General features: G+C 56.7%; 23 protein-coding genes. 4 read left to right on the top strand and 19 right to left on the bottom strand.

From position 1 onward, the window contains the following. Position 1 precedes the first annotated feature (1 nt). Positions 2-784 carry a flagellar biosynthetic protein FliR gene (gene fliR / locus KIG99_RS14300; protein WP_226460758.1) on the top strand — a complete coding sequence of 261 codons (783 nt, stop codon included), beginning with the start codon at positions 2-4 and terminating at the stop codon, positions 782-784. Positions 785-795: 11 nt separating this feature from the next. On the opposite strand, the gene KIG99_RS14295 is transcribed toward fliR, so the two are convergent. From KIG99_RS14295 to flgB, 12 genes are all read right to left on the bottom strand, one after another. Next, positions 796-1,281: a hypothetical protein gene (locus tag KIG99_RS14295; RefSeq protein ID WP_226460757.1), complete on the bottom strand. Its 486-nt coding sequence runs from the start codon at positions 1,279-1,281 to the stop codon at positions 796-798. Continuing rightward, complete coding sequence (flgL, locus tag KIG99_RS14290; RefSeq protein ID WP_226460756.1) at positions 1,278-2,234, bottom strand: flagellar hook-associated protein FlgL; 957 nt, start codon at positions 2,232-2,234, stop codon at positions 1,278-1,280. Before flgL ends, KIG99_RS14295 begins: the two co-directional genes overlap by 4 nt. A gap of 13 nt (positions 2,235-2,247) precedes the next feature. Next, a complete protein-coding gene (gene flgK / locus KIG99_RS14285) occupies positions 2,248-4,284 on the bottom strand; it encodes a flagellar hook-associated protein FlgK (protein ID WP_226460755.1) in 2,037 nt (678 codons plus the stop codon). A 51-nt stretch (positions 4,285-4,335) separates the two neighbouring features. After that, positions 4,336-5,313, bottom strand: a complete 978-nt coding sequence (gene flgJ / locus KIG99_RS14280) for a flagellar assembly peptidoglycan hydrolase FlgJ (protein WP_226460754.1) — start codon at positions 5,311-5,313, stop codon at positions 4,336-4,338. Between the two features lie 9 nt (positions 5,314-5,322). Beyond that, a complete protein-coding gene (locus KIG99_RS14275; protein WP_226460753.1) occupies positions 5,323-6,417 on the bottom strand; it encodes a flagellar basal body P-ring protein FlgI in 1,095 nt (364 codons plus the stop codon). 23 nt (positions 6,418-6,440) lie between these two features. Continuing rightward, on the bottom strand, positions 6,441-7,004 hold the full coding sequence (locus KIG99_RS14270) for a flagellar basal body L-ring protein FlgH (RefSeq protein ID WP_319002393.1): 564 nt from the start codon (positions 7,002-7,004) through the stop codon (positions 6,441-6,443). Between the two features lie 102 nt (positions 7,005-7,106). Then, positions 7,107-7,889, bottom strand: coding sequence for a flagellar basal-body rod protein FlgG (gene flgG / locus KIG99_RS14265; protein WP_226460751.1), 783 nt, complete (start codon positions 7,887-7,889; stop codon positions 7,107-7,109). A 13-nt stretch (positions 7,890-7,902) separates the two neighbouring features. Then, entirely contained in the window at positions 7,903-8,646 is a 744-nt protein-coding gene (locus tag KIG99_RS14260) for a flagellar basal body rod protein FlgF (protein WP_226460750.1), read from the bottom strand. 19 nt (positions 8,647-8,665) lie between these two features. Then, on the bottom strand, positions 8,666-9,973 hold the full coding sequence (gene flgE, locus KIG99_RS14255; protein ID WP_226460749.1) for a flagellar hook protein FlgE: 1,308 nt from the start codon (positions 9,971-9,973) through the stop codon (positions 8,666-8,668). Positions 9,974-9,988: 15 nt separating this feature from the next. Next, a complete protein-coding gene (locus tag KIG99_RS14250; RefSeq protein WP_226460748.1) occupies positions 9,989-10,672 on the bottom strand; it encodes a flagellar hook assembly protein FlgD in 684 nt (227 codons plus the stop codon). 12 nt (positions 10,673-10,684) lie between these two features. After that, a complete protein-coding gene (flgC, locus tag KIG99_RS14245; RefSeq protein ID WP_226460747.1) occupies positions 10,685-11,098 on the bottom strand; it encodes a flagellar basal body rod protein FlgC in 414 nt (137 codons plus the stop codon). Positions 11,099-11,108: 10 nt separating this feature from the next. After that, on the bottom strand, positions 11,109-11,690 hold the full coding sequence (flgB, locus tag KIG99_RS14240; protein WP_226460746.1) for a flagellar basal body rod protein FlgB: 582 nt from the start codon (positions 11,688-11,690) through the stop codon (positions 11,109-11,111). On the opposite strand from flgB, the gene flgA reads away from it, so the two are divergent. From flgA to KIG99_RS14225, 3 genes are all read left to right on the top strand, one after another. Next, the gene (gene flgA / locus KIG99_RS14235; protein ID WP_226460745.1) at positions 11,685-12,365 is read left to right on the top strand and encodes a flagellar basal body P-ring formation chaperone FlgA; all 681 of its coding nucleotides are present in this window, start codon (positions 11,685-11,687) and stop codon (positions 12,363-12,365) included. The two genes, flgB and flgA, sit on opposite strands and share 6 nt — an antisense overlap. Positions 12,366-12,429: 64 nt before the next feature. Next, positions 12,430-12,702 (top strand): flagellar biosynthesis anti-sigma factor FlgM, encoded by a 273-nt coding sequence (flgM, locus tag KIG99_RS14230; protein ID WP_226460744.1) that lies wholly within the window; start codon positions 12,430-12,432, stop codon positions 12,700-12,702. Further along, positions 12,702-13,166, top strand: coding sequence for a flagella synthesis protein FlgN (locus KIG99_RS14225; RefSeq protein ID WP_226460743.1), 465 nt, complete (start codon positions 12,702-12,704; stop codon positions 13,164-13,166). The genes flgM and KIG99_RS14225 overlap by 1 nt, the downstream gene beginning before the upstream one ends. Positions 13,167-13,172: 6 nt before the next feature. On the opposite strand, the gene motD is transcribed toward KIG99_RS14225, so the two are convergent. Genes motD through flhB form a run of 7 tightly spaced genes read right to left on the bottom strand, consistent with a single transcriptional unit; the run spans position 13,173 to position 21,028 of the window. Continuing rightward, a complete protein-coding gene (gene motD, locus KIG99_RS14220) occupies positions 13,173-13,973 on the bottom strand; it encodes a flagellar motor protein MotD (protein WP_226460742.1) in 801 nt (266 codons plus the stop codon). Beyond that, positions 13,973-14,713 (bottom strand): flagellar motor protein, encoded by a 741-nt coding sequence (locus tag KIG99_RS14215; RefSeq protein WP_226460741.1) that lies wholly within the window; start codon positions 14,711-14,713, stop codon positions 13,973-13,975. Before KIG99_RS14215 ends, motD begins: the two co-directional genes overlap by 1 nt. Beyond that, a complete protein-coding gene (locus KIG99_RS14210; RefSeq protein ID WP_226460740.1) occupies positions 14,706-15,458 on the bottom strand; it encodes an RNA polymerase sigma factor FliA in 753 nt (250 codons plus the stop codon). The genes KIG99_RS14215 and KIG99_RS14210 overlap by 8 nt, the downstream gene beginning before the upstream one ends. Beyond that, on the bottom strand, positions 15,458-16,348 hold the full coding sequence (locus KIG99_RS14205) for a MinD/ParA family ATP-binding protein (RefSeq protein WP_226460739.1): 891 nt from the start codon (positions 16,346-16,348) through the stop codon (positions 15,458-15,460). The genes KIG99_RS14210 and KIG99_RS14205 overlap by 1 nt, the downstream gene beginning before the upstream one ends. Then, positions 16,341-17,813 (bottom strand): flagellar biosynthesis protein FlhF, encoded by a 1,473-nt coding sequence (gene flhF / locus KIG99_RS14200; protein WP_226460738.1) that lies wholly within the window; start codon positions 17,811-17,813, stop codon positions 16,341-16,343. Before flhF ends, KIG99_RS14205 begins: the two co-directional genes overlap by 8 nt. Further along, positions 17,810-19,894 (bottom strand): flagellar biosynthesis protein FlhA, encoded by a 2,085-nt coding sequence (gene flhA, locus KIG99_RS14195; RefSeq protein WP_226460737.1) that lies wholly within the window; start codon positions 19,892-19,894, stop codon positions 17,810-17,812. Before flhA ends, flhF begins: the two co-directional genes overlap by 4 nt. Continuing rightward, positions 19,895-21,028, bottom strand: a complete 1,134-nt coding sequence (flhB, locus tag KIG99_RS14190; RefSeq protein ID WP_226460736.1) for a flagellar biosynthesis protein FlhB — start codon at positions 21,026-21,028, stop codon at positions 19,895-19,897. Between the last annotated feature and the right edge of the window lie 109 nt (positions 21,029-21,137).

Here is a 21,137-nt window from a genome sequence, read left to right as displayed (position 1 = left end):
GATGATCAGCCTGACTTCAGTTCAGCTCGATACGTGGATTGCCGCCTTCATTTATCCACTGGCGCGCATTCTTGCCTTTATCGCTGCGGCCCCACTCTGGAGTACAGCTGGCATCCCTCGCCGTACTCGCCTGGTGCTCGGCATCAGTATCGCTGTTGCCATCGCGCCGGGACTACCGACAATGCCGTCCGTAGCGCCGGCATCCTTGTTTGGACTATGGATTCTTGCTCAACAGATCCTGATCGGATTGGGTATGGGCTTTGCTGCAAAAATCGTGTTCAGCGCAGTAGATTTTGCCGGGGAATTCATCGGCGCACAAATGGGGCTGGGATTTGCCACCTCCTACGACCCGCTCAACTCATCACAAACGGCTGTCATCACCGAATTCATGAGCCTTCTCTCCCTGCTCATGTTTCTCTCGCTGAATGGTCACCTGCTCTATGTCGGGACCTTGGCTCAAAGTTTTACAGCCATTCCCGTCAGCGCATTGCCACTCGCCGCTGAAAGCTGGCTTAACCTTGCCGAGCTGGGCGGCAAAATATTCTCCGCAGGGCTTCTGCTGGCATTACCGATCGTCGTTGCACTGATGATTACCAACGTAGCCCTGGCTGTTCTGACACGGGCCGCACCACAACTGAACATCTTTGCCCTGGGCTTCCCACTGACCCTCAGCATCGGTTTTGTCGGACTGGCAATCAGCCTCAATTACCTTGCCGAACCTCTTCAGGCACTCTTCGAGTTCGGCATGAGTGCCATGCTGGGATTTGCGGTTCCCGCCCGCTAAAGAAGCCGCGATCAGTAAAGCTCGTTCTGCAAAAAAGAATCTGCCTGATCTCGCTGCACAAGGCGAATCGTCCCCTCGGCAATCCGACGCGCACCGATTGTCTGCGAATCGATACCTTCGGTAAATTCCATCAACTGATACGCGGTGTAGCCTTGCGCCAGCTGCAACTGCCGCGCCCGGCGCTTCAATATCTGAATCGACTCGCCAGCCCCACCGGTGTGATAGCGCTTCATCTTCATCGAAAAACGATAAGTATTTTCCGAGAGGCGGGCTTCCTCTATTTCCCAGTTCGGGGCCAAAGGATCATAAATCAGCTGAATGGCACCAATAATCAACGCACCAGTTGCCAGATTGGAAAGGGAAATCGAGGTCTGGGCGGTCAACCTCAGCGCCTTGTCCGGAATCAGCGGCGAAGCGTTGGAATCTCCCGTCGTGCTGCAAGCAGTCAGCATCAAGGCCGAAAGCAGGCAGGCCAGTAACGCTTTGACAGCACTCATATGTAATCAAAAAGGCTGAGTTTGGAAGTTAGCGTAAATGATGCCATGGCCGCTTCAAGCTGGAGTTTCTTTTGTGACACACTGGAAAGCGCCGAGGCGTAATCAAGATCCTCGAGATTGGAGAGTTGCTCTTTGTATTGAAGTTTTTGATCTGCAGCCATGTTCGAAATACTCTCAAGAGACGAGAGTTTGGAGCCGACCCCAGCACGGACAGTCAATACATTATCCATTGAAGCGGTGATATCACCGAGCGCCTGAGTGTAGGTCGCCGAAGAAGCACTCGCTCCCGGAGTCTTGAGGAAGTTGACCATGTTCTGAACTGCATCAAACATGCTTCGCCCGGTCACATTGCCAGCGGCATCCTTGACGCGCATGAACACCTCGCTTCCCGGCACACTGGTTTCCAGATTCTGGCTGGCGCTGACCTGCAAGGCTTGAACACCATCGTCACCACTGTAACTCATGTAAGCATTGCTCAATGAATAGGGTGAAGCATTTGCACTCAAGGCAAATGGCGTAGTCGTTGATTGAAAGCCGGAGAATATGTAACGCCCGGTCCCATCCTGCGAATTGGCAAGAGATACCAGATTTTTTAACCGCTCGGAGAGTTCGCTTGCCACCGCAGCACGCTCGGAGTCGGAGTAGCTGCCATTACCTGCCGCCAAAGCATTGTCGTAAATATTTTTCAGCTCCTCACCAACCCCACCCAGGACGTTATCAAGCGCCCCGAGCTTGGTGGTCGCCGTCTGTTGATTCTTGATATACAACTCGTTGACCGCCTGGGTCTGGGTCACCACCAGAACCTGCGCCGCACCAACCGGATCGTCCTTGGGCGTCACGATCCGCCGTCCCGTATCCACCTGATTCTGCAGGGTATAAACCTCACTCTGCAAACGCTGAATACCACTGGTTCCGCCGTTATAGAGTTGCTGGGTGCTAATTCTCATGCTCATGATTTACCTCTTTTTACCCAAGCGAGATCAAGGTATCAAAAATATTGGAGGCAATTTCGAGGATTTTGGCGGAGGCCTGATACGCCTGCTGATACTCGATCAATTTAGCCGCCTCTTCGTCACGATTGACTCCGGAAACTGATTCACGTGCTGCTGTAGCCTGCGACAGCAAAGTAGTCTGGGCTGATGAGGAAATCTCGGAGGCTGAAGTCTTGTTGCCAATGTCGTTAACAAAAGCAGCATAGTTATCCTGATAGGTTGCCGAGCCACCCAACATCGTATTTTGGGTCTGCAAATTGCCCATCCTGACGATATTGCTGGCATCCTCAACACCGCTGCTGTTGGCAGCAACGGTGAACGCGTCGCCGGTTGCCGGCACACCGGAAAAAACCAGCGACACTCCTGCTGGCGAAGCTGCCGTATTGGTCGCGTTGATTGTGTAGGTTGCCCCTGAAGTAAAGGTCACCGTATCGGTTGTCGCCGTGATCGGGTAAGTCACCGGTGGATTGCCACCGACAGTGACCGTTACCGACCCCACAGGGAAGCCGGTCAAACCGGTTCCGTCATAGCTGATCGCCAGCGGCAAACCATTTGTCGAATAATTGGGACCGACACTGACTGAACCGACCGTAGTACTTCCTGTATTGGTCAATGCAGCGGAGGCCCTTGCTGGGGCAGCCGCAGCAACCAGTCGGGGATCCGCAGCAACACTGCTATCGACAGAAAACTGGCGTGCACCAAAATGCGTAGGCTGTATCAGATAGCTATCACCGGCAGCAAAAGCACCAGCGGTTGAACTCAAGCTGAACCCCTGGGGGTCAGCCGCCAAAGCGGTATTGATATCGGCGATCGAGGCCCCGGACCAGGCAGTATTATCCGATAGACGCTTCAATGAAAAATTGCTGCCATCATAAGAAAGCTGATAGTCGCTGGAAGTCAGATCCGTGTAGAAATTCGTTCCGTTATACGAAGCCGCATCAAAGCTCGCAGAAACCGTCGGGCTGCCAACTGCATTGCTGGAGCGGGAGGTGACTGTTGGCTGGCTAATCTTGAAGAAATCTGCAATGAAGCCGGTATCTCCGGCAATATTACCGAGCATGTCCTGACCCAGGGCGTTCTGGGCATTAAAGGTTAGCGCCATCGAACTGGCCATCAGGCCCAATTGATTGAACGAAGTATCAAGCGCCTGCGAGCGAAAGCTCAGGAACCCACCCAGTTCCCCTCCGGTAATCAAGGACTCCGGCAGTTCCTGCACATTACCTGCTGCACCGACCAGACCGACCACAATCCGTGATGGATCGGCCGAGGAGGCAACTGCAGCCATCTGGGTCACCCGACTGCCAACCACCAATTGCTGACCACTCCCAACAAAAACGTTGTAGCTGCCATCGGTGTCGGTCGTCACATTAACCTTGACCAACTCGTTGAGCTTCGAAACCAGTTGATCCCGTTTGTCGAGCAAATCATTAGGAGCCTGTCCATTGAGAGAACTGGCAGAAATAATCCGCTGGTTGATATCACCAATTTCCTGGGTATAAGTATTGATCGATGTCACCAGACTGGAAATCTGCGAATTGACACCATCCTTCATTTCATCCAGGCGGCTATACATGCTTTGGAAGCTGGTCACCATGGTATCGGCAGCGGAAATCATCGACTGACGCGAAGAGGTGGACGACGGATTGGTTGCCACCGCCTGAATGGCATCAAAGAATTCCTGCACCACGGGCGTCAAGCCCGAGGTTTTATCCGCCAGCATATTGTCGATCTGGGAAATCTGGGCGTTATAGGTGTCAAGCGAACTGACGTTGGTCTGCGCACTCAGCACCTGTTTGGTCAATGCCTCGCTGTACATGCGCTCAACGGTCACAACATGCGTGCCCTGGCCGATGCCGCCAGCCCCGGTCATGATGGTCGGATTCGATGCCTGCACCACACGCTGACGGGTATATCCCGCAGTACTGAGGTTGGAAATATTGTTGCTGGTGGTCAGCAATCCAGCCTGAGCTGCATTGATTCCTGTGACCGCGATACTGATTAAACCACCCATTTCCACTCTCCTTCCTGCTTGTTAACGACACAAGCAGGATTAACTTGATCCCTAACCAACCAATGCCATACGCAAGGTAGGACCATTAATGATCCGGCTCAGCTTTTCGGCGTAGGCCGGATCAGTTGCATATCCGGCCTTCTGTAATCCTTTAGCAAACTCCGCGCCATCCTGCGAGCCGATCACACCGCTGTAACGCGGATTGCTGCGCAGCAAGGATGCGTAATCACGGAACGCTTCATCGTATGAGCCGTAAGCACGAAACTTCTCGATCTTTTGCTGCGCCTGCCCATCGACATACTCGGTTGTCGTCGCGTCGACCGTTGCGCCATTCCAGCTTTTTCCAGCCTTGATACCAAACAGGTTGTAACTGGTCGAACCGTCACTTCTGCGGATCTCACCGCGCCCCCAGGCGCTCTCAAGCGCGGCCTGGGCAACCAGAAACTGGGGAGGAATGCCTGTCGACCGTGACGCTTCCACCGCGTTTGGCCAGACTCGATTTACAAACTCCTTTGACGACACGGGGGCATCGGAAGCTGCGGTGCCGGTTGCCGAATTCGGAGCCAAGTTAACGGCAGAGGGATAAGCCGATGATGTCGGCAACCTGCTCGGTACCTGTGTATATTGCAGATGTCGCGCGTCCGCGGCGGTCAGCGGCAAGGCATTGCCGGCAGCATTTGCCGGCGCACCTGGAGCCGCCTGCCCTTCCGCTGAAACCATATTGCGTCCGAGCTGCTGCTCGATCAAACGTGCGAAGCCAACACCCTTGCCACTGGTCGACAAGTTCTGCGCCATCTGCTGATCGAGCAAACCATTGTAGAAACGTGTCGAATCGCTATCGAGCATGCCATCCTGCGGCGTTGCATCACGCATGCTTTTCATGACCATTTGCAGGAACAGGGTCTCGAATTGCTGGGCCGCTGCCTTCAGCCCCTGCTGCGGATCCTTCTTGAACTGGGCGCGCAAATCCTGGGCTGACGTAACATCAAACGCTGCCCGATTTGGACTGTCCTGAATCTTGAACGACATGGCGATGAATCAGATGATTTCGAGATCAGCGCGCAACGCACCTGCGGCCTTCATGGCCTGCAGAATGGCGAGCAGATCCAGTGGATTCGCACCCAATGCATTCAGTGCCTTGACCACCTCGGCCAGACTGGCGCCCGCCTTGACGTTCATCAAGCTGCCCCCCTCCTGCTTGACCTGGATATCCGCCCCCTGGCCCATTGCCGGATTTGGCGCATCGATGACCACGGAAAGACTGCCATGCGCTACAGCGCATGCATCCAGCGTCACACGCTGATTCATCACCACGGACCCGGTCCGCGGATTGACAATCACCTTTGCGGCGCTCTGGACCGGCTTGACATCGAGATTGTCAATCCGACCAAGGAAGGAAACCCTGGCATCACTTTCCTCTGGCGCGCGAACAGCGATGCGCCGCCCATCGACCGCCTGCGCCGTTCCCGGACCCATGCTCTTGTTGATGGCATCGACCACGTTCTGCACCGTACCGAAGTCGGTCGCACTCAACTCGTAATAGACGAATCCACCTTGACCGAGGGCAGAGGGAACGGCCCGTTCAATAGTCGCACCATCGGGTATGCGCCCTGCCGAAAGGTGATTAACTGTAACTTTTGAGCCACCGGAGGAGGCACCCACACCGCCCACCAGAATGTTGCCCTGGGCAATCGCATAAACCTGCCCGTCTGCCCCCTTGAGCTGCGTCATCAGCAGCGTGCCGCCACGCAGACTCTTGGCGTTGCCCATGGATGAAACCGTCACGTCGATCGGCTGCCCCGGTTTGGCAAAAGGCGGCATGCTCGCGGTGATCATCGCCGCCGCGACGTTCTTCAATTGCAGCTTGGATGCCTGATCCGAGGTCAGGTTGATCCCCATTTGCGAAAGCATGTTGCCAATCGCCTGGGTCGTAAATGGGGTCTGCGTCGTCTGGTCACCGGTATTATCCAGCCCGACCACGATCCCGTAGCCAATCAGTTGATTGTTGCGAACGCCCTGGATACTGGCCAGATCCTTGATTCGTTCCGCAAAAGCCATCTGGCTCCAGAACGGCAACAGGCAGGCGGCCACAATTGCCGCTTGCCGGAATACTTTGCCGCTATTGCTCTTCATGATGCGCCTCCGCGAGATCTTTCTCAGAATGGCATCACATTAAGGAAGAAACGTGCCAGCCACCCCATCACCAGGCCATCACTGATCTGACCGGAGGATTTGTACTCAATGCGGGCATCCGCGATATTCGACGAAGCGATGGTATTGGCGGCACTCACGAAGCTCGGATTGACCACTCCGGAGATTCGGACATACTCCTGCTCATGGCCGATCGCCAGTTGCTTTTCGCCCGAGACAAGCAAATTCCCGTTGGCGTAAACATCGATTACGGTAACAGTCATATTGCCGGTAAAGATATTGTTGTTTGCCGCCTCGCCTTTGCCACTAAAGGCATTCGCACTGTTCGTCTCATAATTCAAGCCAACCAGCGACTTGCCCAGCAAACCGTTCAGCCCGGTGATCGAAGCACTCGACGTATTGGACTTGTCGAGCTTGTCATTCGACTTGGTCGAAGCCGAGGTGCTTTCCGTAATCGTGACGGTTATCGTATCGCCGACGTAACGCGCCCGCCTATCCTCGAACAACGGTCGACTGCTCGCAGCCTGATAAATTGAGCCGTTGGCAAGCGCAGCTTCGTAGCGCGGCATTGGACGCGCCGACATCGGCTGATGAACATTCGTGGGGGGTACCGTACTGCAGGCGCCACAAAAAACCACGGCAAGCCAGCTAAGTTTTCTCATCACATCACCTCACAACTGAGTCAGGCGACCAAGCATGGAATCCGACGTCGACACCACCTTGGAATTGAGTTCATAGGCACGCTGAGTCTGGATCATCGTCACCAGTTCTTCGGCAACATTGACGTTTGAGGTTTCGACATAGCCCTGATTGACGACACCGGCGCCGTTGGTACCCGGCGTATTGGGGGTTGGCGTACCGCTCGCGGCAGTTTCAAGAAAGAGATTCTGACCCATGCTCTGCAGACCACCCGGATTGATGAAGGTCGCCAGTTGAATACTGCCGATCTGGGTCGTCGCTGAACTGCCCGATTGGGTGATCGAGACGGTGCCATCGGTACCAATCGTCACGCTCAGCGCATTCGCGGGAATCGTGATATTGGGCTGCAGGGGATAGCCATCCGAAGTAACGATCTGCCCCTGATTATCTTTCTGAAAGGAGCCGTCCCGCGTATAACCGGTCGTTCCATCCGGCAGAAGAATCTGGAAAAAGCCATTCCCCTGAACCGCCATATCGAGCGTACCGTCGGTCTTCTGAAGATTGCCCTGGGTAAAGATCCGGGCCGTAGACACTGGACGCACACCCGTACCTAATTGCAGGCCACTCGGAATCTGCGTCTGTTGTGAGGACTGAGCACCCGGCTGACGCAGGGTCTGGTAAAGCAGATCCTCGAAAACGGCGCGACCGCGCTTGAAACCGTTGGTACTGACGTTGGCCAGATTATTGGAAATGACATCCAGCTGGGTTTGCTGGGCATCCAGACCTGTCCGGGCGATCCACAGGGAACGAATCATGATTTATGTCCTATCAGGAACTAAGCGACAGCAGCTGATCGGCGCGCTGAGCGTTGGTATCTGCCGTCTGCAACATCTTTATCTGCATCTCGAACTGACGGGAAAGGCTGATCAGATTGACCATGGCATCCGTCACATTCACATTGCTGCCCTCCAGGGTGCCGGAGGTCAGCTTGACAGTCTGATCGGCCGGTGCGGCCTGACCATCGCGCATCCGGAACAAGCCGTCAGCGCCCCGCACCATATTCGCCTCCGGCGGATTAACCAGCTTGATTCGCCCAATCGCATTGGCGTTATTCGGCGTACCAAAGCTTGGCACGACAGATACCGTACCATCCGGAGCGATCTCGATCGTGTTGTCGGGCGGAATGTTGATCGGTCCACCATCACCAACTACCGAATATCCGCCCTTGGTCTGCAACAGGCCCGTCACATCGACATCCAGACTACCAGCCCGCGTATAAGCTTCGCTACCATCAGGCAACTGCACGGCAAGCCAGCCTTTGCCATTTACCGCAACATCCAGATTTCGGCCGGTAAACATCAACGGCCCCTCATCCATCACATCACTGACTGAGGCATCGACCACAAATGCCCGCGTCGGCATCCCCGCACCTTCCACCGGCACGGCACGAAAACGATGCTCCTGCGACTTGAAGCCAATCGTGCTGGCATTGGCCAGGTTGTTTGCCGTACCGGCCTGCTGCATGAAGACATGCTTGGCACCGGTCATTGCGGTGTAGATCAGGCGATCCATTCAGTCAGCTCCGGTCGTCTTAGCGAATATTGACCAGGGTCTGCATGATCTGGTCCTGCGTCTTGATCGACTGTGCATTCGCCTGATAATTGCGCTGCTGGACGATCATGTTGACCAGTTCTGCGGTCAGATCCACGTTGGAGTCTTCCACGGCTCCGGACTGCAGGACACCCAGCGTGCCGCTGTCAGGCGTACCAATCTGCGGCTGACCGGAGTCCGCTGTTTCGATCCAGGAGTTGTTACCCATAGCGAGCAGGCCGTTCGGATTCGTGAAATTGCAAAGCACGACCTGACCGAGGTTCTTTGTTTGACCGTTGCTGTAATTACCCTTGATGATGCCATCGCTACCAACCGACAATCCGGCCAGATTACCGGCGGCATAGCCATCCTGAGTCAGCTTGTTGACAGCGAAAGAGCTGCCGTATTGGGTCGTACCGGTGAAATCGAAATTGAACGCCAGAGGACTACCCGCATCATTCACATCGAGCGGATCAAGGTCAGTAATCACTTGATTCAAATCGATGGAAAAGGCCAGCGGCATCGTGGTCAACAACTTGCCGTTTGCATCAAAAGCCAGTCGTGAGGCACCACTCGTCACATTGGCTTCACTCGTACCATCGATCTGGTAGTGAACGTCCCAAGCCCCGGTCGTACCAGTCGGATCGGTTGCAGCCGGCGTACTCTTCACAAAGTACATCGTGGCCGTATGCGGATTACCGAGTGAGTCGTAGATGGTCAGTGCGGTCGAATAGTTGTAGGTATCCGTTTCCGGCGCATTGGTGCCGGTAGGAGAGGTCCACGCCGTGACCGGAGCACTCTTCGTCGAGTCCAGTTGCAGTTGAGCCGTAACCCCCTCAGAGGTAGAGCCCGTTGATTGCGGCGCAATACTGGCGGTAGAAATCTGCAGAGGTTGCGCCGTCGTCGGCACAACGTTGCCATTCGCATCCGCCGGATAACCAGTCAGATTATCCGTCTGGTCATTCACGATAAAACCCTTGGCATCGACGTGAAATTGACCATTGCGGGTATAAGTCACCGCGCCGTTCTGGCTCATCCGGAAGAAGCCGCCGCCATTGATCGCGATATCCAGCGAGTTGCTGGTCGTCGTGATATTGCCCTGGGTATATTGCTGGGCGATTGCGCTGTTTGCCGCACCGATACCCACCTGTGAAGCACCGCTACCATTGAGCGAAGCTGCATAGACGTCGGCGAAATGAGTGGATGCGCCCTTGAAACCAACCGTACTCGCGTTCGCGATGTTGTTGCTGGTGACATCCAGCGCCTTGGAGGATGTATTAAGGCCGCTCAGCCCTTGTTGGAATGCCATTGCCGTCTCCCGGAATTACATGAATTGCAGAACATCACTGAATGCGACCGTATCGCCCGAGCTAAGCTCAAGAACAAACGACGAGCCGCTCTTCACTACAGCAGATACCGTGCCAACCTGAATCGGCGTCGTTGTTACCTTGCTGCCTCCGGACGAGGCCTCAACCGAGAAGGTATATTTGCCGTCAGCCAACTGTGTACCGCTGGCATTCTTGCCATCCCACTGGAAGGCCACCGTACCGGCAGCCTGCTTGCCCAGTTCCTGAGTCTGGACGACCTTGCCGGCGCTGTTCTTGATCGTGACGGTAACCTTGTCGGCAGCCCCCGCCAGCGTAACGCCGCCCTGCGCAGCTCCGCTGGCGAGCGTCAAACCGCTGCCAGAAACCAGAACCTGCGAACCAATTGCACCGGCCGCCTGCAATGCCTGCGAGGTGTTGTAAGAGGCCAGCAGACTAGTCAGCGTTGTATTCAGACTCTGGATACCTTCCAGCGAACTGATCTGTGCCAGTTGCGTCGTCATCTGCGAGTTGTCCATCGGATTCAAGGGATCCTGATTCCGCAACTGCGTCGTCAGCATGGTCAGAAAACTGTTTTGCAAATCCTGAGCGCTGCTGCTTGAACTCGAAGAACTGCTTGAACTCGAGGCATTCAAGGTCTTGATGACATCAGCACTGCTCGTTGTCGAATTAACGGTACTCATGACTATCTCCGGTTAGCTCTGGCCGATGCTGAGCGTACGCAGCATCATGGTCTTAGCGGTATTCATGACCTCGACGTTGGTCTGGTAGGAACGCGAGGCAGAAATCATGTTGGTCATTTCATCGACGACATTGACGTTGGAAAAGGCAACATAGCCTTTCTCGTCAGCCGCCGGATTTTTCGGGTCGTACACCATGCGCGCCGGCGAGGGATCCTCCACCACCTGGCGCACCCGCACGCCGGTCGAGGACGGGCCGACGCTGCCCATCGGCGTTGCTTCGAACACCACCTGCTTGGCGCGATAGGGCTTGCCATCCGCCGAGACAACGCTGTCGGCATTGGCCAGATTGGAAGCAACGGCATTGAGACGCATCGACTGCGCCGTCATGGCGCTGGAAGACACCTGGAACACATTAAACAAGCTCATTCAGCTCTCCTTAACCCGAAGTCGATGCCAAGGCACTGCGCATGCCCTTGAGTTTTTCGCTGATAAATTGACTGACTATCTGATATTGCAGCGCGTTATCGGTGATCTGAGCGCGTTCGACATCCATATCAACGGTATTTCCATCAACCGCCGACTGGGTTTCCGTACGATATTGCAATGTCGCCTGAGCGCCGGAACCACCAGCCCGGATGTGCTCGCCCGACGTCGTTGCCATGGCAATCGAATCCCCGCCGCGACCGGCCATTGCATTCTGCATGGCACTCTCGAAACTGAAATCACGCGCCTTGTAGTGTGGGGTATCGGCATTGGCAATATTCGACGCCAGCACTTGATGCCGCTGCGTGCGCAAATTCATCGCCTGGCTATATACCGACAAGTGCTGCTCAAGACTGCCCATGGGAAACTCCTTTTGTTTTGCCTTCAACAAAAGCACAGTCCATGCCAAGCAATACACGCGATAAACGGGCCGATCCGGCAATAAGATCGACAATGCTCGGCAAAAGTTGCCGCTGCCTACGGCGATTTTTATTTTCCATCCCGATCCCGGCTCGGGCAAAATGACGGCATGCATGCCCGCCTTCTCTTTTTTGCTTTTTTGCTGCTCCTCATCGGTCGACCGCTAATCGCGGCCGAAAACGATGCAGCGCTGGATACCGCTGAACGCTTCGTACGCCAGCAAACGCAAGGCATACCCGGCAAAACCACCATCACGATGGGCAAGCTGGACACCCTTCGACTCCCCCCGTGCTCGGCACACGAAGCCTTTGCACCTCCGGGAACCCGACTTAGCGGCAGGACTCATGTCGGCGTGCGCTGCCTGGGGCCCAATATCTGGAGTGCGCTGGTCCCGGTCCAGATCGTCACGACTGGCAGCTACGTCACGACGGTCCGCCCGCTCGGCGCAGGACAGCTGATTCAGGCCAGCGATCTCGTGACAATGACCGGCGACCTTAGCAACCAGCCAACCGGCGTCATCACCGACCCGGCAAACGCCATCGGCAAGACCTTGCGCAACTCACTGGGTGCAGGTCAGCCTCTGCGCAGCGACCAATTGCTCGCCCCCTTGGTCATTCACCAGGGACAAAGCGTACGGGTCATTTCCAAAGGCAACGGCTTTGCCGTCAGCGGCGAAGGCAAGGCGCTCAATAACGCCGCCGAAGGCCAGATCGCCCAGATTCGCATGAACTCGGGACAAACCGTCAGTGGCGTTGCCAAATCCGACGGCAGCATAGAAATTGCTTTTTAGGCCTAAAGTTTTACCCCATGCAACCGTTAACCGGATTGAGTTCTAAAGCATTGCGAGATCCAAAATGAAAATCGATAGCTCATACAAACCTACAGTAGCGCCCGTCGCTCCGCGAACAACCCAGGCACCGACGACAGCCGGCAGCACCCAGGAAGCCGTCAGCCTGAGTCCGCTCGCCGGCAGTTTGCAGGGCACTGAAAAGCCACCGGTCAACTCGGCGCGCATCCAGGAAATCCGTCAGGCAATTTCCGAAAACCGTTTCACGATCAATCCCGAGGCCATCGCCGACCGACTGATCGAGACCGCCCGCGACCTGGTTGGCAAGCGTCAAGCCTGATGGCTGATCTGGCATCAATCACAAAACAGGAAATCGATCTGGTTTCAGGTTTTGTCGCTCTCCTGAAAAAGGAATGCGAAGCGCTGAAACAAGCCAATGTCAGCCCCTTGGCTGACTTGGCCATGGAAAAGGCTCAACTGATCGAACAGTTGAACAACCTGGAAAGAATGCGGGCAACCCTGCTCGGCGTTCCAGACGGCCAAGACATCGGGGCCGCAATGGCCCGGTGGCTGGAGAGCACCCCAGGACAACCGGGGATTGCGGCCAACTGGAAAAAGCTGATGGATTTGGCGCGTGAGGCGAAAGCCCTCAACAACCTGAACAGCAGTCTGGTCAGCATGCACCTCAACCAGACCAGCGAATTGCTGTCCGCCCTGACCCTGCAACCCCAGAAACAATCACTTTACGGCAGCAACGGGCAAGCCTCACAACTCACCGGCAGCCGGATCGTCGATTCGGCCTGAAGCCAATCAAGGCGTAGCGTTGCGAGGCTGCGGAATTTCGGTTGGCTCCTCAGGGCGGTTCGAGTCGATCAGAATACTCACTCGCCGGTTACGCGCCCGGCCTTCCACCGTCGTATTGGTTTCCAGCGGCCGGGTTTCACCATAACCAATCGCCGTCAGGCGCTCGGCCCCGACACCGCCATCATTGAACAAGCGCAGAACGGTCGTTGCTCGCATCGCCGACAGCTCCCAGTTTGATGGGAATTGCGGCGTGGCAATGGGAACGTTGTCGGTATGTCCCTCGATCGTGATCGGAAAATCCGACTGAGCCAGCACACTGGCAATCGCCAGCATGGCACTGATCGATGCCGACTGCAGCTTCGACTGGCCGGCCGGGAAGAGAATACTGTCGTTGATCTCGATCGTCACGCCCCGGCTGGTTTCCAGCAATCGCACCTTGCCCTGGGCAACCAGCGGCTGCAGCGCAGCCATGATGTCGCCGGCAACATTTTTCATTTTCTTGCGCTGCTCGAGTTTTTTCTCTTCCGCTTGGACCTGCTCCGGCAGTTTGTCCGGCTTGAGGATAGGCTGCGGCGGGATGGGTGGAGCCCCCTGAATCACCGCGATGGGCTGCCCTCCAACTTCGGCCGTCACATTCCTGAACGCGTTGGTCAGGGAATTGGACAAAACCTTGTATTTTCCTTCGTTGACCGATGAGATCGCATACATCACCACGAAAAACGCAAAAAGCAGGGTAATGAAGTCGGCGTAGGAAACCAGCCAGCGCTCGTGATTTTCGGGCTCCTCGACCCGGCGCTTGCGGGCCATTACAGCAGGTAACCCCGGAGGCGGCCTTCGATGATGCGCGGGTTATCGCCAACCGCAATCCCGACCAGACCGTCAATCAGCATCTCGCGACTCGAGACCATCCGCGAAATGTAGTATTTGAGCTTGCCGGCAATCGGCAGATAGACAAGATTGGCCAGCCCGACACCATAGATAGTGGCAACGAAAGCGACCGCGATGCCTGAGCCCAGCTTGGTCGGATCGGAGAGGTTTTCCATCACGTGGATCAGCCCCATCACCGCACCAAGAATACCAATGGTCGGCGAATAGCCGCCGGCCGACTCCCATATTTTGGCCGACTGACGCCACTCTTCCTCGAACGTATTGATTTCGACCTCGAGCAATTCACGAATACGCTCCGGATCGGCTCCATCGACAAGCAACTGCAAGCCTTTCTTGATGAACTCATCCTTGATTCCGGGAATGAAGTTCTCCAGCGCCAGCAAGCCTTCACGCCGCGACAACTGGCTCCAGTTGAGAATCTGGTCAACCAGACGCTTCTGCTCGATGACCGGTGGCACCCAAACCCACTTGACCATTTTGACGCCGCGCTTGAAGACATGCAGCGGACTTTGCAGCAACACGGCACCCAGCGTCCCGCCGCAGACAATCAATAACGCGGTCGGCTGGACCAGCGAACCAATATTGCCACCTTCCAGCAGTTGACCGCCGAGAATGGCGATCAAGCCAATAGCCAGCCCAGCCAGACTGATCTTATCCACTCGCCTTCTCCTTGCGGCGTTTCTTTGCAGCCGGCAACTCGCCGATCACCTGACTGCGCAAACGCGCAATCGCCTGACTGTGCAACTGGCAAACGCGGGACTCGGTCACCCCCATGACCTCACCGATTTCCCGCAGATTGAGCTCCTGCTCGTAATAGAGAGCCATCATCAGGCGCTCGCGCTCGGGAAGACGGGAAATGGCTGCGACCAGGGTTTCCTTGACCTTCTTGTCTTCGAGAATATTGGCCGGATCTGCGTCATTGTCGGTGAAGTGCCGTTCCAGGAAGCCCTCTTCGCCATCGCCGGCGAAGTCGTCAAAATAGACCAGTTGGTGACCGCGGGCTTCATGCAATGTTTTCTGGTAATCCTCGAGCGACATCTCGAGAGCCTCAGCCAGTTCGCGCTCGGAAGGCGCCCTGCCGTGAGTATGTTCAAGCTGACTGATGGCCGCCTCGATGCGGCGCAACTCGCGCCGCAGATTGCGCGGCAACCAGTCATTTTCCCGCAGGCCATCAAGCATGGCACCGCGCACGCGCTGTGTGGCATAGGTCTCGAACTGGGCGCCAAAACCTTCCTGGTAGCGTTCCATGGCATCGAGCAAGCCGAGCATTCCGTTCTGCACCAGATCGTCGAACTGAACGCTGGCCGGCAGGCGGGCCATCAAATGATAGGCGATGCGCTTCACCAGCGGCACGAAGCGCTGAACCAACTGTTCCCTGTCTGGCTGCCCTGCAGCGGTATACATCAGGCTCGTAATACGTTCGGGGTTATGCGTTGGCTCAAGTGTAGCAGTTGCTGCATGAATTGTTCGACACCGCCCGCCTCGCTATCGCCACGCTGCCAGTAAAGCAGGTCAGCAGCGATGTCACGGAAAGCATGGGCGGAAGGAGAGTCAGGCGCCTGAACAAGGACCGAACGACACAGCTGACTGGCCTGACGCAACGACTCATCAAGGGGAATCGCGCCGGCGTAGTCAAGACGGGCAATGCCGCGCTGGGCGGCCACCTGCGCAATATTCTCGTAAATCGAACGGGCATCAGGCTGACTGCGCACCTTATTCACCAGGATTCGGAACTGGCGCCGCGAGAAGGCATGACTGACTTTCTTGATCAGCGAATAGGCCTCGGTGATCGATGCACTACTCCCCGACAACACGACAACCGCTTCTTGCGATGCGAGACCGAAGGGCGAAAAACCATGCGGGTGCGCCATGCTGGCATCAACCAGAATCACATCAACCGGACGCTCCAGGCCGGACATCGCATCGAGCAAAGTCTGTTGCTGCGGCAACGACAGCCGCCCCAGCTTCTTGACTGCCTTCGCGGCCGGCAAAACACGCAAGCCGTTCATTGGCTGCAACAAAACCTGAGCCAGGCTCAGTTCGCGCTGGACGACATTGAGCAGATCGTAGTGAGCGATCAAACCAAATGAGGAGGCGATATCGTCGCGCGAGGCGTGCTCGTCGATGATCAGCACTTCCTTGCCGAGGCGCGCCAGGGCGGCACCGATATTCGCCACGGAAACACTGCGCCCGACTCCCTCGCAGCCCGCAACGAAGGTCACGACCTGCAGTTGCCCGCCACCACCAAGCAGACGGCGCAGGCCAGCCGCCTGATCGACGCGAAAATCAGCCACGACGCCCACCTGCCGCAACCATACCGGCGTTAGCCATCAGCAGCCCCGGCTCAACACCGTCGTATTTGTGCGGCGAATTATCCGGCACGTCCTTGAAGGCACGATGCAACAGGTAACCCCGGTTCGGCAGGTGCAAATCTTCCGGCACCCGCTGGCCATTGGATACATAGTGCAGCTTCAGACCATGCCGCATGATCACATCGAGCGGCGTAGCGAGACTTGCCGCTTCGTCAATCTTGGTCAGAATGCAGCCGGCCAGGTTGTCACCTTCGTAAGCCCGCACAACATCGTCGAGCGTATCGCCGCGCGACGTGGACGACAGCAGGAGCAAGCGCTGGACATCGCAACCGGCAAGCATGTCGGTCAGTTCGGGCACCAGCTTGTCCTTCTGGCTCATGCCCATCGTATCAACAAGCACCATATGCTTGTGCTGCAGTTCTTTCAGAGTCTGACGCAACTCGGCAGCATCCTTGACCAGATAAACCGAGACTCCAAGAATGCGGCCATAAATGCGCAACTGTTCGTGGGCACCGATCCGGTAGCCATCAGTGGTGACCAGCGCGACCTTGCTCGGACCGTGGCGGAGCACGCAACGCGCCGCCAGCTTGGCCGTGGTCGTCGTCTTGCCAACGCCGGTCGGGCCGACCAGCGCATAGACACCACCCCGATCAACGATATCGCCCTCATTACCGATCGTAAACAGCGAACGGTCAGCCGCTCCCTTGACCCAGGCCATGGCCTGCGAACCATCCATTCCGAGCGGCAAATCAGCCAGCAGATCACGCGCAAACTGCGGCGAAAAACCGGCATCCAGCATCTGACGCAGGACATCCGTCTTTACCGGCTCGGAACGAGCCGACTCGCCCCAGGCAAAACCGGCGAGATGCTGCTCAACAATCCGGCGCAACGAACGGATTTCGTCCATCACTTCCATCGGCACAACTTCGGCCGCCGGCTTGGGCTGCACACTTTGCGGCGCCTGCTGCGGACGGACCTGCTGCTGCACCGGATTCGGAATCGGCGCTTGCGGCTGAACGGTCGACTGCTGCGGCCGGCCCATTTCCAGATTGCGCAACGAGCCGGTGCGCGGGATACCGGCATTAACGGTGCCAGTGGAACGCGGCGAAGCAACCGTCGGCGCGACCGGACGCGTTGGTGCCGGAGCAACCGGACGCGGCTGCGCACTTTGTGCGAGATTGGCACGAGCCGAGCTGAGCAGGACACGGTAGTCATCGTCAGCTTCGGGCATTGAGACCGGGGCTGGGGCAGGACGGCGCTCGGGCGGGGTGCTGTCGGCAACCTGGGTCGGCACGATCATCGCCATGTCGCGAGCAGCCACCGCCATGATTTCAACCCCACCGGGAATCCCCCGGTTGGAGAGGATGATCGCATCGTTGCCGAGCGTCTCCTTCACTTTCCTCAAGGCATCCCTTGCGTTGGCGGCGATGAATTTTCTGACGTTCATGTCTTACCTCCGATGATCGAGGTCACCTTGATAATTCGTGTTTCTGGAACTTCGTTATGGGCCAGCACCTTCAACTGAGGAACGGTACGGCGCAGGAAGCGGGAAAGAAGCAGGCGCAGGCTGGCTGGCACCAGAAGAACCGCCGGCAGGCCAAGCCCCTCCTGGCGAGCCGAAGCCGCGGCGGTTTCCCGGACCAGGGTATCGGCCAGGCCGGGTTCAAAACTGGTATTTTCCGAACCACCGGCAACAGCCTGGGCCAGCAAGCGCTCCAAGGTCGGGTCGAGTGACATGACCTGCATTTCACCGGTTCCCGGGAAGAGCTGCTGGACGATCGCCCGACCCAGCGCATTGCGGACATGGGTCGTGAGTTCGTCGGCATTTTGCGTGCGTGTCGCGTGGTCGGCGACCGTTTCGATGATGGTGCGCATATCGCGGATATGGACGCCTTCATCGAGCAAGCCCTGAAGAATTTTCTGCAGGGTTCCAAGCGGCAATATCTTGGGCACCAGGTCCTCGACCAGTTTGGGCATTTCCTTGCCCAGATGCTCGAGCAACTGTTGCACTTCCTGACGACCCAGCAACTCTGCGGCATGAGTCAAAATCAGGTGATTCAGGTGCGTGGCAACCACCGTCGACGAATCAACCACGGTGTATCCGTATGCCTGCGCCTGATCACGCTGACCACCATCAATCCAGGTGGCCGGCAGACCAAAGGCCGGATCCTTGGTGGCCGTTCCATTCAGCGTACCGGCAACGCGTCCGGGATTAATGGCCAGGAACTGGCCGACATAGGCTTCGCCCATGCCAACTTCGACGCCCTTGAGCAGGATACGATAGGCATTCGGCTTCAATTCGAGGTTGTCACGAATGTGGACCGGCGAGACAAGGAAGCCGACTTCCTGGGCGAACTTTTTGCGGATACCACGAATACGGCGCAGCAATTCGCCATCTTGCGACTTGTCGACCAGCGGAATCAGGCGATAGCCGACTTCCAGACCAAGCACATCAAGCGGCGCCACGTCATTCCAGGTCGCCTCCATCGATTCCTGAGCCGGCGCAGGAGCAACCGCGACCGGTGCGGCAACGATCTGCTGCTCTTTCTTCTGCATTTTCCAGGCAGCCCAGCCCAACCCGGAAGCCAGCGTCAAAAACACCAGATTGGGCATTCCCGGAATCAAGCCGAGGAAGCCGACAATGGCGCCGGTAATCGCAATAGCCTTGGCATTGCGAAACATCTGACCAACCACCTGCTGGCCGATATCACGATCATCGGAGACGCGGGTCACCACCATACCGGCGGCGATTGAAATGATCAGACCGGGAATCTGCGCGACCAAGCCATCGCCAATCGTCAGCAGCGTGTAATTCTTGGCCGCCAGCCCGATCTCCATGTTGTGCTGGGCAACCCCAACCACCAGACCACCAACCACATTGAGCAGCATGATAACGATGCCGGCCACCGCATCCCCGCGCACAAACTTGGAAGCACCGTCCATCGAGCCAAAGAATTCGGCCTCGCGCGAAATATCCTGGCGCCGTTTGCGCGCATCTTCTTCGCCGATCAGACCGGCGTTGAGGTCGGCATCGATTGCCATCTGCTTGCCTGGCATGGCATCCAGCGTAAAGCGTGCCGAGACTTCGGCAACGCGGCCGGCACCCTTGGTGATAACGACAAAGTTGATGACCACCAGGATCAGGAAAACGACGATACCAACCGCAAAATTACCGCCAACAAGGAAGTGTCCGAAGGCCTCGATCACCTTGCCGGCCGCGTCTGGCCCCTTGTGCCCTTCAAGCATGACCACCCGGGTCGATGCCACATTGAGGGACAAACGCAACAGCGTAGTCACCAGAAGAACCGTCGGGAAAACCGAGAAATCGAGTGTTTTTTGCGTGTTGACCGCTACCAGCAACACCAGAATCGAAATGGCGATATTGAAGGTAAACAACAGATCCAGTGCGAATGCCGGCAATGGCAAGACCATCATCGCCAGGATCATCAGAATCAGCATAGGCGCAGCAAGCTGCGTCACATTGAGGCGGGTCAGCAAGCCTTGCATGCCAAGTGAAGGAGCGGCCATTTACGCAGCCTCCGGAACGAGTTCGGGCGGCACCGAGAGGTCGCGCGGCGGCACGGGATAAACACCGCCCTCCTGACGCCAGTTGGCAAGCTGATAGATATAAGCAAGAACCTCCGCGACTGCGTTGTACAGAGCGGAGGGAATTTCTGCGTCAAGTTCGGCATGTTTGTACAAGGCTCGCGCCAATGGCGGCGCCTCAAGCACCGGCACCGCATGCTCGGCCCCGACCTCACGTATCTTGAGCGCGATCGCCCCCACGCCCTTGGCAACCACTTTCGGTGCAGCCATGCCAGCCTGGTAAGAAAGCGCCACCGCATAATGGGTCGGATTGGTCACAATCACATTGGCCTGCGGCACCGAGGCCATCATCCGCTTGCGCGCGGCCTGCATCTGAAGACTGCGGATGCGTCCCTTGACATGCGGATCACCCATCATTTCCTTCATTTCCTGCTTGACCTCTTCCTTGGTCATCTTCAGCTTGTCGAAATGCTGCCAGAGCTGGAAGGGAACATCAGCCGCCACAACCAGCACCAGGGCTGCAACCAGCATCAGGAAGGAAAAACTGACCAGATGCCCGGCATGGGCCAAGGCCGCCTCTAGCGGCTGGGCCAGCAGACCGAAAATTTCGTCACGCTCTTTCCAGATCAACATGACGGCAACACCGCCAACCAAACCGGCCTTGAGAACAGCCTTGCCCAACTCCATCAGGCTGTTCCAGGAAAACATGCGCCCAAAACCGGTGAGCGGATTCATCCGATTGATATCCGGCACCAAAGCCTTCGGCGCGAAAACCCAGGCATTCAAAAAGAAGGGCGGCAACACGGCAGCCAGCAACAGCAGCGCAAGCAAGGGAGAAAACACCAGCAAGGCATCACCGGATATATCAGCCAACCGGGGCAGCATCTGGGCAGGCTCATGCATGAACTTCGGCTCGATGGACAAACCCTTGCGGGCAATTGCCATGACGCGCTGCGAAAACCAGCTGCCCATCATCCAAAAAGCCGAGCCAGCAACAATCAGAACAAGAAAAGTACCAAGTTCACGGGAATGGGGGACCTGACCCTGCTCGCGGGCCTGCTCGATTCGCCTTCCGCTAGGCTCTTCGGTTTTTTCGAGGTCGCTGTCTTCTGCCATAACCGTCTTGGGGAGTAGTTATGGGCATTATAGGAAAAAACCTGAAAAAATAAAGAGGTACGTGCGTTTATTTAGCCTGTTTCTCAGCAGCCAACCGCAAGCACATGAC

Origin of the sequence: Quatrionicoccus australiensis, assembly GCF_020510425.1 — a bacterium.
GTDB lineage: Bacteria > Pseudomonadota > Gammaproteobacteria > Burkholderiales > Rhodocyclaceae > Azonexus > Azonexus australiensis_A.
This window is presented reverse-complemented; position numbering and strand designations above follow the sequence as displayed.